Here is a 13,640-nt window from a genome sequence, read left to right on the forward strand (position 1 = left end):
ACGCTGTTGAGTTCTCAAGGAACGGAAGCTTCCTTCAGACCGTTTCACCGGCCCTCCGGGCTTTCCCTTCGTCGTGTCTCCGACTTTAGCAGAAGCTATTCGGTCGGAATTACCAACCCCGTTCCGAGCACACACGTTTCCGCGGGTCTCGTCGAGGCGGTTGTGCCAACGTACTGGACTCCCCCGCCCGGAGCAAATCGACCGCGGCCGTTCCGGTCGCGGTGACAGTCACGGTGGCTGAGGGTGGCCGGATGACAGACTTCCGATCGGGAAGGGTCTTCATGTGGTCGCTTCCGCTCGGGCGGAATCCATACTTGACATGACTTAGGCTGCTCTCGCGGCCTCGCCGTCCGGTGACAGGCAGTGACGGCGTCTTGAGCTCCGCATATAGGAGGCTTCCCATGACGACCGTTTCTTCTCCGCTGGCCGGACGGGCCATCGGGCTCGCGGCAGTGCCCGACCCGGTGTTCTCCGGCGCCATGGTGGGACCGGGTACGGCCATCGACCCCGTGCGCGAGTCGACGGTGGCGGTGTCCCCGGTGGACGGAGTCATCGTTTCTCTGCACCCGCACGCGTTCGTCGTCGTGGACGACGAAGGGCACGGGGTGCTGACACACCTCGGCATCGACACCGTTCAGCTCAATGGCGAGGGATTCGAGTTGCTGGTGTCCAAGGGCGACACCGTCAGCCGCGGCCAGGAGGTCGTCCGGTGGAATCCGGCGGCCGTGGAGGAGGCCGGGAAGTCGCCGGTGTGCCCCGTGGTCGCACTCGAGGCCACGGTGGAGGCGCTCGGCGAGGTCGCGGAGAGCGGCGAGATCGAAGCGGGCGGCACTCTCTTCACCTGGAAGTAGTCCCGCGCTCCGCCAGAAGCCAGGCCAGCGGGGGCACGCAACCTAAGCGGCGGCGTCATCGACCCGCCGCATCGACCGGAGACGGGTGAGATGGAGACAACGCTGCGAGGCGTCGGTGTCAGCCACGGTGTGGCGATCGGCGAGGTACGGCACATGGGCACCGCTGTTCTGGAGCCGCCCGCCAAGCAGATCCCGGCGGACGACGCTCCGCGTGAGCAGGGTCGGGCGCGGCAGGCCGTCGAGGCGGTGGCCGCCGATCTGACCGCGCGTGGTCATCTCGCGGGCGGCGAGGCGCAGGCGGTGCTCGAGGCGCAGGCGCTGATGGCGCAGGACCCGGAGCTGCTGGCCGACGCCGAGCGCCGGATCGCGGTGGGGAGTACGGCCGAGCGCGCGGTGTACGACGCTTTCGCCTCCTACCGGGCGCTGTTGGCGGGCGCTGGTGAGTATCTGGCCGGTCGGGTCGCGGATCTGGACGACGTGCGGAACCGGATCGTGGCGCGGCTGCTGGGTGTGCCGATGCCGGGTGTGCCGGACAGCGACGAGCCGTATGTGCTGATCGCGCGTGATCTGGCGCCCGCGGACACGGCGCTGCTCGACCCTGCGTTGGTGCTCGGTTTCGTCACCGAGGAGGGCGGCCCGACCAGTCACAGCGCGATTCTGGCGCGGGCGCTCGGGGTGCCGGCTGTGGTGGCGCTGCCGGGTGCGGGTGAGCTGGCCGAGGGGACGCTGATCGCGGTCGACGGCAGCACCGGTGAGGTGTTCGTCGAGCCGAACGAGGAGAAGCGGACCGCGCTGTCCGAGGCGGCCGCGGCCCGGAAGGCGGCGCTGTCGGCGTCGTCGGGTCCTGGTGCGACGTCGGATGGGCACAAGGTGCCGTTGCTGGCGAATGTCGGCGGGCCGGCCGATGTGCCCGCGGCGGTGGCGGCCGGGGCGGAGGGCGTGGGCCTGTTCCGCACGGAGTTCCTGTTCCTGGACGACTCCTCGAAGGCGCCGACGGAGGACAAGCAGGTTCAGGCGTACCGCCAGGTGCTCGAGGCCTTCCCCGAGGGCCGGGTGGTGGTGCGCGTGCTGGACGCGGGCGCTGACAAGCCGCTGGAGTTCCTGACGCCCGCGGACGAGCCCAACCCGGCGCTGGGTGTGCGGGGGCTGCGGTCGCTGCTCGACCACCCGGAGGTGCTGCGGACGCAGCTCGCCGCGCTGGCGAAGGCGTCGGAGGGGCTTCCGGTGTATCTGGAGGTCATGGCACCGATGGTGGCGGACCGTCAGGACGCGAAGGCGTTCGCGGACGCGTGCCGTGCGGCGGGGCTGCGGGCGAAGTTCGGCGCGATGGTGGAGATTCCGTCGGCGGCGCTGCGGGCGCGGTCGATTCTCCAGGAGGTCGAGTTCCTGTCGCTCGGCACCAATGACCTGGCGCAGTACACCTTCGCGGCGGACCGGCAGGTCGGTGCGGTGTCGCGGCATCAGGACCCGTGGCAGCCCGCGCTGCTCGACCTGGTGGCGGCGTCCGCGGACGCGGCTCGGGCCGAGGGCAAGAGCTGTGGTGTGTGCGGTGAGGCGGCGTCGGATCCGCTGCTCGCGTGTGTGCTGACGGGTCTGGGTGTCACCAGCCTTTCGATGGGTGCGGCGTCGATTCCTTATGTGCGGGCGACGTTGGCGAAGTACACGCTGGCGCAGTGCGAGCGTGCGGCTGCCGCGGCTCGGGCGACCGACAGCGCCGATGAGGCGCGGCGGGCGGCGCAGGGCGTGCTGTCCGGCGAGTGAGCCGACGACGGCTACGGCGGCGGTCGGGCCGGTTGGCGGAGGGCGTTCCACCCGTGCGGGGTGGGGCGCCCTCTGCCGTTCCGTCGTCGGCCCGGTGTTCCGCGCTAGCCGGTCCCGTACTTCGTCCTCTCCCTCATGTGAGGGGTCCGAACGGACCCGTCGGGCCGATGTGGTCGACGGGAGGTGGCGGGAGGGGGAGTCCCGCGTGGTAGACGACGCCGTGCTCGGGCGGTACGGGGTCGCCGGTGGCGGCGTCGGTGCAGTAGGCGTTGAAGACCTCCGCTTCGGTGAGCGGGTGGAGGTGGCCGTCGCGCAGGGACCAGCCGCGTACGGTGTCGGGCCGTTCGTCGTCGTGGGTGGTGCGCAGGACGACGCCTCCGGTCCGGCCGGTGGCGGTGCTGGCGGCCATGACGGTGCAGAGCACGAGGGCGTCGTTCTCTGCGAGTTCGATCGTGTCGTCGGTGTCGGCGTGTACGTGGACGGCGGCGAGCAGTGGGCCGTCGTCGGCGGGGAGGCTGCACACGACGTGGTGGGTGCCGGGGCCGACGGTCTCGATGAGGCGCAGCAGGGTGTCGGAGGCGCGGTCGAAGGCGCAGTGGGCGAGGTCCTGTCCGCAGTCGGGGCAGGTGCCGGCTCGGGTGAGGGCGTCGGTGGCGCTCTCCCAGGTGGCGCGGCGGTCGGCTTCGTGGGCGAGTTGGGCGCGCAGCAGGGTGAGGGACTGGCGGGTGTAGGTGACGGAGGGGCCCGCGGCGGTCGCTTCCGCGGTGTAGTGGGTGCGGGTGGTGGCGCTGTCCGGGGGCCGGCGGGTGGTGGTGCAGTAGTCGGCGTAGGCGTCGGGGTCGAAGAGTGTGACGGCGATGTGGTGGCCCTGGGCGTGCAGGTGGCGGAGGAAGGCGTCGACGGCGTGCAGATACTGTGCGTAGTTGTCGAAGGCGAAGCTGCGGTGGTCGGTCAGGGCCGCGAAGTCCTCGTCGTCCAGGAGCAGGGCGACGACGGTGGGGGCTTCGCGGCGCAGCGCCCTGCGGTGGGCCGCGCGGTGCCGGGGCGGGCGCTGTGCCTGGTCGGTGCGGGCGTGGCGGTTCTTGCGGTGGGTGGTGCGGTTCTTGGTGCTGGACATGCTTCCCCCTCGGTGTGGCACCGGGGTCCCGATGACCCCTAGTGCTCACTCACCGTAACCGGGGGCACTGACAACGGCGGTTCGGCGGCGGTCGGGTGCGGTCGGTCGAGGCGGCGCAGGACCAGGCGGCGTTGCAGGAGCGCGGCGGCGGCGAGTACGGCGCCGAGCGCGATCCAGCCGGTCGGTCCCGTGGCGATGACGACGGAGGTCATGAGCAGCGGGCCGACGCAGCGTGAGGTGGACTGGGCGAGGCCGTGCACGCCGACGTAGCTGCCCTGTGCGTCGTCGGGTGCGAGGGCGACGGACAGTTCCCAGGAGATGGCGGACTGGATCATCTCGACGACGGTGAAGGCGATGGCGGCGGCGAGGATCGCGGCGGTCGCGGCCCATCGCGTGTGGACGACGGCGACGGCCGTGGCGGCTCCGGAGAGCAGGAACCATACGGCGACCCGGCGCAGGGAGTCGGCGGCGACGCGTGGGGTCCTGCCGTGCCGGGAGAGCCGGACCTGGAAGGCGACCACGATGACGGTGTTGACGACGAAGATGGCGGCAGCGAGGCCGTGCGGGGCGTCGGTGCGGGTGATGATCCACAGCGGCATGCCGACGCTGAGCGCGCAGCCGTACAGGAACATCGCCGAGTCGAGGGCGGCGTAGAGGAGGTAACCGCGGTCCCGCCAGGGGTTCGACCGGGCGCCGACTTCGCGGGGCGGGAGGGGAGTTGTGGCCGTGGTGGCGGTCGGTGCGGTGTGGGCGGCGACGGTTCTGCTGGCCGAGGGGGGTTCGGCGCAGCGGGCGACCAGGGCGGCGACGAGGACGAAGGACAGGGCGTCGCCGAGGAGCAGGCCGCGGTAGACCTCGCTGGTGCCGATGGCCAGGGCGGCGGAGGCGCCGAGGCCGCCGATGGTGTAGCCGACGTTGACGACGGTGCGCTGTACGGCCTGGTAGCGGGCGCGGTCGGGTCCCGCGACGCGGGCGGCGAAGAGTTTGGTGAGGACGGAGGCGGAGCGTTCGCCGAAGCTGCCGAGGGCGACCAGGGGCAGCAGTTGCCAGAAGCCGTGGGCGAGCAGGAGCAGCAGGCTGGAGGCGCCGCGCAGGAGTTGGACGGCGAACAGCACGCGGGTGAGCGGCACGCGGTCGGCGAGGCGGCCCGCGACGGGCGCGCCCGCGATGCCGGCGGCGCCGCCGAGGCCGAGCAGCAGTCCGGCCTGGCCGGTGCTGAGTCCGCCGATGAGGACGAAGTAGAGGGCGGTGACGGCGACCCAGAGTCCTGAGCCGGTCTTGTCGATGAGGTTGATCCAGAGCATCCGCCGCCCGTCCGGGCCTCCTGGTATCGGCGGTATCCGCATCGTGTCCGCTCCCCCTCGTCACCGGGTTCGTTCGCCGCTCGTCCGCCACGTACTCGCTTGCCGTACGGCTTTGTATTGGTACATACTCATGTATGTGGCAACACAATATGCGATCAGCGGTGCGACGGCCAGGGAGATTGCCGCGTCGGCCGAACGGGCGGTGACCGAAGGGCGGTTGCGGCCGGAGGACGCGCTGCCGCCGGTGCGGACGCTGGCGGACGGGCTCGGCGTGAGTCCGGGGACGGTGGCGACGGCGTACAAGGAGCTGCGGCGGCGCGGGATCGTGGTGACGCGCGGGCGTGGCGGGACGGTGGTCGCGTCGGCTCCCTCGGTGACCTCGCGGCGTCCGCCCCGGGTGCCCGAGGGGCTGCGGGATCTGGCGGGCGGCCATCCGGACCCGGCCTTCCTGCCGGATCTGGTGCCGCCGGGACGGCTGTCGCCCGGCGCGCGTTCGCACCGCGCCTCGCCCCGGCTGCCGCAGTTGGAGGAGTTGGCGCGGGCGTGGTTCCGCCGGGACGGGGTGCCCGACGGGCAGGTGACCTTCGCGCACGGCGCGCTGGACTGCGTCGCGCGGCTGCTGTCGGTGGAGTTGCGGCCCGGCGACTCGGTGGCCGTCGAGGACCCCGGTTTCCACCATCTGCTCGATCTCGTACCGGCGTTGGGGCTGCGTACGCTCGCGGTGGCGGTGGACGACGAGGGGATGCGGGCCGACGCCCTGCGGTCGGCGCTGCGGGCCGGTGCGCGGGCGGTGGTGCTGTGTCCGCGCGCGCAGAATCCGTACGGCTCGCGGGTGTCGGAGGCGCGCCGGGAGGAGTTGCTCGCGGTGCTGGCCGGGTCGCCCGAGGTGCTGGTCGTCGAGGACGACCACAGCGCGGATACGGCGGGCGGTCCGCTGCACTCGCTGACCACGGCGGGGGCGGGGGGTCCGGGGCGATGGGCGCAGATCCGTACGGTCTCCAAGCATCTGGGCACCGATCTGCGGTGGACGGCGATGGCCTGCGACCCGGTCACGCTCGCCCGGCACGACGGCCGGATGCTGCTGACGTCGGGCTGGGTCAGCCATGTGCTTCAGGAGACGGTGGCCAGGCTGATGACCGATCCGGCGACGGCGGAACTGGTCGCCGCGGCGGGGACGGCGTACACCGAGCGCCGCGAAGCGCTGATCGCGGCGCTCGCGGAGCACGGGATCACCGGGGCCGGGGTGAGCGGCCTGAATGTGTGGGTACCGGTGCGTGACGAGGCCGCGGTCGTCAACGGGCTGCGGTCGCAGGGCTGGTGGGTGGCGGGCGGGTCGCGGTTCCGGATCGGTACGGGTCCGGGAGTGCGGATCACCGTCGCGGACCTGCGGGTGCCGGAAGCGGCCGTGCTGGCCGCCGACTTCGGTCGCGTACTCGGCGACTCCGCGAGCACGTACGGGGGTTGAGGCACCGCACCGTGACAGGGGTGGTCAGTGAGGTGCCAGCGGCGCTATTGACGGGGGCGGCGCCGGTCAAGTATCCAGATCCTGGGCGGCATTGGTACAGACCAAATGGGAGTCCGGCATGCGAAGATCCCTCACACTCCTCCTCGCGCTCTTCGGCACGCTCGTCCTGTTCCTCGTTCCTCCCGCCTCGGCGGCCGGCGGCGTCGGCGCGGCCTTCGCCAAGACCTCGGACTGGGGCAGCGGCTACCAGGCGCAGTACACAATCACCAACGGCAGCGGTTCCGCGATCAGTTCGTGGAAGGTCGAGTTCGACCTGGCCTCCGGCAGCAGCGTCGGCAGCTACTGGGACGCGCTGCTGACCCAGTCCGCCACGTCCGGCGGCACGCACTACACGTTCACCAACCGCGACTACAACGGGACGCTCGCGCCGGGCGCCTCGGCCGTCTTCGGCTGGGTGGGTTCGGGAACCGCCACCCCGGCCAACTGCAAGCTCAACGGGGCTTCTTGCGACGCGGGCGGCAGTGGCGGCGGTTCCGACACCACGCCTCCGACCGTGCCCGGCGGCGTCACCGTGGGCACGCCGACCAGCTCCTCGCTGACGGTGAAGTGGAACGCCTCGACCGACAACTCCGGTTCCGTGGCCGGTTACGAGGTCTCACGCAACGGCGGCACGCCGGTCGCCGTGACCGGCACCTCGTACACCGCGACGGGTCTCGCGGCGTCCACCGCGTACTCCTTCCAGGTCCGCGCCAAGGACGGGGCGGGCAACTACTCGGCGTACAGCGCGGCCGTCAGCGGCACCACGAGCGCGACCGGTGGCGGCGGGAATCCGAGCCCCGGCGTGATCCGCACCGCGCCGTACGTGGACATGGGCGCCTGGCCGACGCCGAGTCTCACGGCGATGTCCCAGGCCAGCGGCGTCAAGAGCTTCACGCTCGCCTTCGTCACCTCGGCGGGCTGCAAGGCGTCGTGGTTCAACGCCTATGACCCGCGCCAGGCGTGGGCGAAGGACCAGATCGACGCCATCAGGGCGGCCGGCGGGGACGTGAAGGTCTCCTTCGGCGGCGCGAGCGGCATCGAGCTGGCCCAGGCGTGCGGTTCGGCCAGTGCGCTGGCCACCGAGTACGGCGCCGTGGTCGACGCGTACAACCTGTCCTACGTCGACTTCGACATCGAGGGCTCGGCGGTCGCGGAACCCGCGTCGATCGCCCTGCGCTCACAGGCGTTGGCGCTGCTCCAGCAGTCCCACCCGAGTCTGCGGATCTCGCTGACCCTGCCCGTGCTGCCCAACGGTCTCGACGCGAACGGGCTGAACGTGGTCACCTCCGCGAAGAACGCCGGCGTCAACCTGGACATGGTCAATGTGATGGCCATGGACTACTACCAGAGCGTCGACTACGGCGACGCGGCGGTCCAGGCCGCCAACAGCCTGTTCGGACAGCTCAAGTCCCTCTATCCGACCAAGTCCGACGCGCAGCTCTGGGCGATGGTCGGCGTGACGCCGATGCTCGGCCAGAACGACGACGGACACGTCTACGACCAGGCCGACGCCCGTCAGCTCGTCGCCTTCGCGCAGAGCAAGCACCTGGGCATGCTCTCGTTCTGGGAGGAGGGCCGGGACGCCAACGCGTGCACCGGCGCCACCTACAAGTGCACCAACATCTCGCAGACGCCGTACGAGTTCTCGAAGATCTTCGCGGCGTACACCGGATGACGGCGGCGCTGACGTGACCGTCGGCGCCTGAAGTGACCTTCTACGAGCGGCCCTTCGCGCGTTCGGCGGCGAGCCGCTCGTAGAAGCGCAGCACCCCGAGGTCGTCCACCGAGCCCGGGTTGACGGCCTTGTCGAGCGCGGTGCCCTGGAGGAGCCGTTTGACGGGGACCTCGATGCGCTTGCCGGTGAGGGTGTGGGGGACGCCGGGGACGGCGATGACCTCGTCGGGTACGTGGCGCGGCGAGAGCTGGGCGCGGATCGCGGTGCGGATCCGGTCGCGCAGCGCGTCGTTCAGTTCCGCGCCGTCGGCGAGCTGCACGAACAGCGGCATCCAGTAGCCGCCGTCGGGCTGTTCGATCCCGATGACCAGCGACTCGCGGATCTCCGGCAGGCGTTCGACGACCTCGTAGATGTCGGAGGAACCCATGCGGACGCCCTGGCGGTTGAGGGTGGAGTCGGAGCGACCGTGGATGACGACGGTGCCGCGCGAGGTGAGGGTGATCCAGTCGCCGTGCCGCCACACGCCGGGGAACATCTCGAAGTAACTCTCGCGGTAGCGGGCGCCGTCCGGGTCGTTCCAGAACCTGATGGGCATGGACGGCATGGGGTTGGTGACGACCAGCTCGCCGACCTCGTCGACGACCGGGCGGCCCTGCGCGTCCCACGCCTGCAAGTCGGTGCCCAGGCACGGCGCTTGGAGCTCACCGATGTGCACGGGGAGGGTGGGGACACCGCCCGCGAAGCAACTGCACACATCGGTGCCGCCGCTGACCGACGCGATCCACAGGTCTTCCTTGACCTCGTCGTGCAGCCAGCGGAATCCGTCGGGCGGCAGCGGCGAGCCGGTGGTGGCCACGCACTTGACGGCCGACAGGTCGACGTCACGGCCGGGGTGGATGTCCGCCTTGCGGCAGGCGATCACATACGCGGCGGAGGTGCCGAAGACGGTGGTGCCGGTCTGTTCCGCCACCCGCCACTGGGCGGCGACGTCGGGGTAGCCGGGGCTGCCGTCGTAGAGCACGACGGTGGAACCGGCCAGGAGTCCCGAGACCAGGAAATTCCACATCATCCAGCCGGTGGAGGTGTACCAGAAGAAGCGGTCGTCCGGGCCGAGGTCCAGGTGGAGGCCGGTCTGCTTGAGATGTTCGAGCAGGATGCCGCCCTGGGACTGCACGATGGCCTTGGGCAGTCCCGTGGTGCCGGAGGAGTAGAGCACCCACAGCGGGTGGTCGAAGGGCACGGCCTCGTACCCGGGCGCGGTGTCGTCGGCGGTCAGGTCCGCCCAGTCCAGGGCGCCTTCGGGTGCGGCCGTGCCGAGCAGCGGGATGTGCACGGTGGCGCGCAACGAGGGCAGCCCTGCCCGCAGTTCGGTGACGACGTCGGTCCGTTCGTGCCGCTTGCCGCCGTAGCGGTAGCCGTCCACGGTGAACAGCACGACGGGCTCGACCTGTTGGAAGCGGTCGAGGACGCCGCGGGCGCCGAAGTCCGGGGCGCAGGAGGTCCATACGCCGCCGACGGCCGCGGTGGCGAGCAGCGCGACGACGGCCTGCGGGATGTTGGGCAGGTAGCCGCTGACGCGGTCGCCGGGGGTGACGCCGAGGCGGCGCAGGGCCGCGGCGAGCGAGGAGACCTGGCGGCTGAGTTCGGCCCAGCTCACCGTGCCGGTCTCGTGGCTCTCGTCCAGGTGCAGCAGGGCGGGGGTGTCCGCGCGGGCCGGGTCGAGGGCCGGGCGCAGCGCGTGCTCCGCGTAGTTGAGGGTCCCGCCGGGGAACCAGCGGGCGCCGGGCATCGAGGCGTCGGCGAGCACCGTCTCGTACGGGGTGCTGAAGCGGACGTCGTACCACTCCGTGATCGCGCGCCAGAAGGCGTCGGGGTCGCGGACCGACCAGGCGTGCAGCGCGTGGTAGCTCGCGGCTGGGTCACCGGGGACGGCGGCCGGGGCGCCGTACCGCTCGGCCGTCCAGTCCTGGAACCGGGTCACCTGCGCGCGGGCGATCCGCTCGGGTCCCGGCGTCCACAGGGGCGCCGGGCTGTCGGCGGGCTCGGGCGTGGTGGTCATATGGGCGGCTCCCCGGACGGTACGCGTCGTCGCGTATCTGCGGCTGGTCCCCTGCGGGCGGAATGTCCCGCCCCGGGCCTGGGCAGGACGATGCCATGTGATCGTCTTCGGCGCCAGGGCGGGGTGGCCCACGGGTCGCGCGGCGGGGGTCGGCAAGGGCTCTGACGAGGGGTTCCGAGGGGGTGGCCCGGACAGCGAGGTGGCGACGGAAGCCCTGTTTCCGGCTTCCGCCGAGGTTCCCGCCAAGATCCCTGGGAAGATCACTCACCGGGCCCGCGCGGGCCCGGCCCCGCCGCCGGAGGGCACGGGCGCGCGGGGTGCGGTCCGGGTCGGCGGCGTCGGCGACCGGCGCGGGTCACACACCGCCTCCTCCAGGTGAACGGTGGCTGAACGAGCGGCGCGACCGGCGGTTTCGATGGAAGGGTGGGGGCATGGACGCTCGGGACCTGCTGCGGTCGGTGCGGACGGCGGGTTCCGCCGAGGGCTGGCGTGCCACACGCTCGGCCTGGCGGCGGCAGCGCACGGACGCGCGGGATCTGCCGCGGCGCGGCGCCGAGCGCGCCCGGGTGCCGGGCGCCGCGCAGGAGGTGGAGCCGCTGCCCGGCGGCGGCCGGGTGCGGTTCGCGCGCTCGGTGCTGCGGGTACGGGTGGCGATCGGCGGCGCTGTCTTCTGCGGTTGGGACGGCGCGGATCCCGACCCGTCGTACGCGCTGGCCGGCGGCCGGCCCGAGGCGGATCTGCGGGCGATTCTCGAACCGGACAAGGACGGCTGGCGGGTGGTGTCCGAGCGCGTCACCGTCCTGGTGTCGCGGCACGGCGCGGTGGAGATCCGCACGCCTGGCGGCGTGCTGCTGCGCAGGGAGCTGCCGCCGCGCTGGTGGGAGCCGACCGGCGGTGAGCCGGGGGTGGGCGCGCGCTGGGTGCAGCGTTCGGAGACCCCGGCCGACGCGCGGGTGTACGGGCTCGGCGGCCGGGCCGTCGGGCCGCGGCTGCCCGCGGGCGGCTACCGGCTGTGGAACACCGACCCGGATGGCTCCTTCGAGCCGGGCGACGACCCGCTGTACATCACCATGCCGGTGCAGCTCGTGGTCGCCGACGCGGGCTGCCATCTGGTCTTCCACGACAACACGTGGGACGGCAGGGTGACGCTGCGGGACGGCGAGGAGGGCGCGGGCTCGGGCCACGACCGGCCGGGCGGCTGCGAGCTGCGGATGGACGGCGGGCCGCTGCGCTACTGGGTGATCACCGGTACGCCGTCGCGGGTACTGAACGGCTGGACGGCGCTGACCGGCAGGCCCGCGCTGCCGCCGAGTTGGGCGCTGGGACACCACCACTCGCGCTGGGGCTTCGGCAGCGAGCGGGAGGTGCGGCGGGTCGTGGCGGGCTACCGTGAGCGCGAACTGCCCCTGTCGGTGCTGCATCTGGACATCGACCACTTCGACGGCCACCAGGTCTTCACCGTCGACAAGGGCCGGTTTCCCGATCTGCCCGGTCTGGCCGCGGAGTTGGCCGAGTCCGGGATCCGGATGGTGTCGATCGTGGACCCGGCGGTGAAGGCGGAGCCCGGTGTGGCGGTCTACGACAGCGGCACCGAGGAAGGCGCGTTCGTGCGGGACGCGCGGGGCCGGGAGGTCAACGGCGTGGTCTGGCCGGGCGACGCGGCCTTCCCCGACTTCACCGACCCCCAGGTGCGGGCGTGGTGGGGCCGGTTGTACGCCGAGCGCCTCGACCAGGGCTTCTCCGGGGTCTGGCACGACATGAACGAGCCGGTGTCCTTCGTGTCCTTCGGCGAGAACACCCTGCCGCGCTCGGCGCGGCACTCTTTGGAGGGCCGCGGCGGCGACCACCGCGAGGCGCACAATGTGTACGGCCTGACGATGGCCCGCGCGGGCTACGAGGGGCTGCGCGAACTGCGCCCCGAACAGCGGCCGTTCCTCTTCTCGCGCTCCGGCTGGGCGGGCATGCAGCGGTACGGCGGCACCTGGTCGGGCGATGTGGCGACCGGCTGGTCGGGGCTGCGCGCGTCCCTGGCGCTGGTCCTCGGGCTCGGCCTGTGCGGGGTGCCGTACTCGGGCCCCGATGTGGGCGGCTTCACCGGTTCACCGTCGCCCGAGCTGTATCTGCGCTGGTTCCAACTGGCCGCGTATCTGCCGTTCTTCCGCACCCATTCGGCGATCGACGCGGGGCGGCGCGAGCCGTGGGAGTTCGGCCCCGAGGTGCTGGAGCACGCGCGGGCCGCGCTGACCGAGCGGGTGCGGCTGCTGCCGTATCTGGAGTCGCTGGCGCACATCGCGCACCGCACCGGCGCCCCGTACGTCCGCCCGCTGTGGTGGAACGCGCCGGGTGACCGGGCGTTGCGCGAATGCGGTGACGCTTTCCTGCTGGGCGACGCGCTGTTGGTGGCTCCGGTGCTCGAACCGGGTTCGCTGACGCGGGCGATACGGCTGCCGCGCGGCCTGTGGTACGACACCGCGACCGGTACGGCGCACCGCGGGCCCGGTCAGGTGCTGCTCGACGCGCCGCTGGGCCGGATTCCGGTACTGGCGCGGGCGGGTGCGATCGTGCCGGTGGCCGGGACGGACGGCGAGGTCGAACTGGAGGTGTGGGCGCCGCGACTCGGCCGTACCGGGGGCGGTGTCGTCTTCAGCGGTGACCCGGAGGGCTGGGGCACCGCGCGGATGGAACGGTTCACCTCTCGGTGGGCGGACGGCGAGGTCGTGGTGGAGCGGGACGGCGCGGACGCCGGGGAACCGGTCGGCTACCGGGTACGGATGCGCGGCACGGCGTCGTAGGGGCCGACCGGTTACCGGGTGCGCGGCGCCGTGTCGTAGAAGCGGGTCGGTTACCGGGTGCGCGGCACCGTGTCGTAAGCGCCGTCGAACCAGCGGCGGGCTGCCAGGGTGTGCAGGGGGAAGCCCAACTCGGCCGGGCGCGGCAGGATCTGGTGCCCGTCGGTCTCGTCGGTCGGTGCGGACGGCGGCAGTTCGGCCGCGCCGCGCTCCGGCAGCAGGCCGAACAGCAGCAGATATCCGCCGTCCTCGTCGGTGAGCGCGTCGGCGAGGGTGACGTCCGCCGCCGAGGCGCGGATGCCGGTCTCCTCCGACAGCTCCCGGACGACGGCCTGCTCCCAGCTCTCGCCGAAGTCGATGAAACCGCCGGGCAGGGCGAGTTGACCCAGGCGCGGCTCGATCGTCCGGCGGATCACGACGAGCCCCGTGCCGTCGGTGTGCCGTACCGGGAGCAGGGCGACGGCGACGGGCAGCGGGTTGCGGTAGCTGACGGCCCCGCAGTTTCCGCAGGTGCGCGGCCATCCGGGGTCGGCGCCGAAGGGCGCGCCGCATGACGAGCAGTGAGAGTCCTCGGCCACGG

General features: G+C 72.3%; 9 protein-coding genes. 5 read left to right on the top strand and 4 right to left on the bottom strand.

The annotated features are described in order from the left end of the window. Positions 1–401: 401 nt before the first annotated feature. Complete coding sequence (locus ACFZBB_RS06640) at positions 402–851, top strand: glucose PTS transporter subunit IIA (protein ID WP_391118516.1); 450 nt, start codon at positions 402–404, stop codon at positions 849–851. A 90-nt stretch (positions 852–941) separates the two neighbouring features. Beyond that, the gene (gene ptsP, locus ACFZBB_RS06645; RefSeq protein ID WP_391118519.1) at positions 942–2,612 is read left to right on the top strand and encodes a phosphoenolpyruvate--protein phosphotransferase; all 1,671 of its coding nucleotides are present in this window, start codon (positions 942–944) and stop codon (positions 2,610–2,612) included. Between the two features lie 133 nt (positions 2,613–2,745). Here ptsP and ACFZBB_RS06650 read toward each other — a convergent pair whose 3' ends face one another. Continuing rightward, the gene (locus ACFZBB_RS06650) at positions 2,746–3,729 is read right to left on the bottom strand and encodes a hypothetical protein (protein WP_391118521.1); all 984 of its coding nucleotides are present in this window, start codon (positions 3,727–3,729) and stop codon (positions 2,746–2,748) included. 38 nt (positions 3,730–3,767) lie between these two features. Continuing rightward, positions 3,768–5,033: an MFS transporter gene (locus tag ACFZBB_RS06655; protein WP_391118523.1), complete on the bottom strand. Its 1,266-nt coding sequence runs from the start codon at positions 5,031–5,033 to the stop codon at positions 3,768–3,770. Positions 5,034–5,169: 136 nt separating this feature from the next. On the opposite strand from ACFZBB_RS06655, the gene ACFZBB_RS06660 reads away from it, so the two are divergent. Continuing rightward, entirely contained in the window at positions 5,170–6,498 is a 1,329-nt protein-coding gene (locus tag ACFZBB_RS06660; protein WP_391118525.1) for an aminotransferase class I/II-fold pyridoxal phosphate-dependent enzyme, read from the top strand. A gap of 118 nt (positions 6,499–6,616) precedes the next feature. Next, positions 6,617–8,212: a cellulose binding domain-containing protein gene (locus ACFZBB_RS06665; RefSeq protein ID WP_391118527.1), complete on the top strand. Its 1,596-nt coding sequence runs from the start codon at positions 6,617–6,619 to the stop codon at positions 8,210–8,212. 40 nt (positions 8,213–8,252) lie between these two features. Here the strand turns inward: ACFZBB_RS06665 and ACFZBB_RS06670 are convergent, their stop codons facing one another. Beyond that, the gene (locus tag ACFZBB_RS06670) at positions 8,253–10,271 is read right to left on the bottom strand and encodes an acetoacetate--CoA ligase (protein ID WP_391118530.1); all 2,019 of its coding nucleotides are present in this window, start codon (positions 10,269–10,271) and stop codon (positions 8,253–8,255) included. A 431-nt stretch (positions 10,272–10,702) separates the two neighbouring features. On the opposite strand from ACFZBB_RS06670, the gene ACFZBB_RS06675 reads away from it, so the two are divergent. Next, on the top strand, positions 10,703–13,063 hold the full coding sequence (locus ACFZBB_RS06675; protein WP_391118532.1) for a TIM-barrel domain-containing protein: 2,361 nt from the start codon (positions 10,703–10,705) through the stop codon (positions 13,061–13,063). Positions 13,064–13,113: 50 nt separating this feature from the next. On the opposite strand, the gene ACFZBB_RS06680 is transcribed toward ACFZBB_RS06675, so the two are convergent. Beyond that, positions 13,114–13,638, bottom strand: coding sequence for an NUDIX domain-containing protein (locus ACFZBB_RS06680; protein WP_391118534.1), 525 nt, complete (start codon positions 13,636–13,638; stop codon positions 13,114–13,116). Positions 13,639–13,640: the final 2 nt, after the last annotated feature.

It is taken from the genome of Streptomyces sp. NPDC008139 (assembly GCF_042957025.1).
Taxonomy (GTDB): domain Bacteria; phylum Actinomycetota; class Actinomycetes; order Streptomycetales; family Streptomycetaceae; genus Actinacidiphila.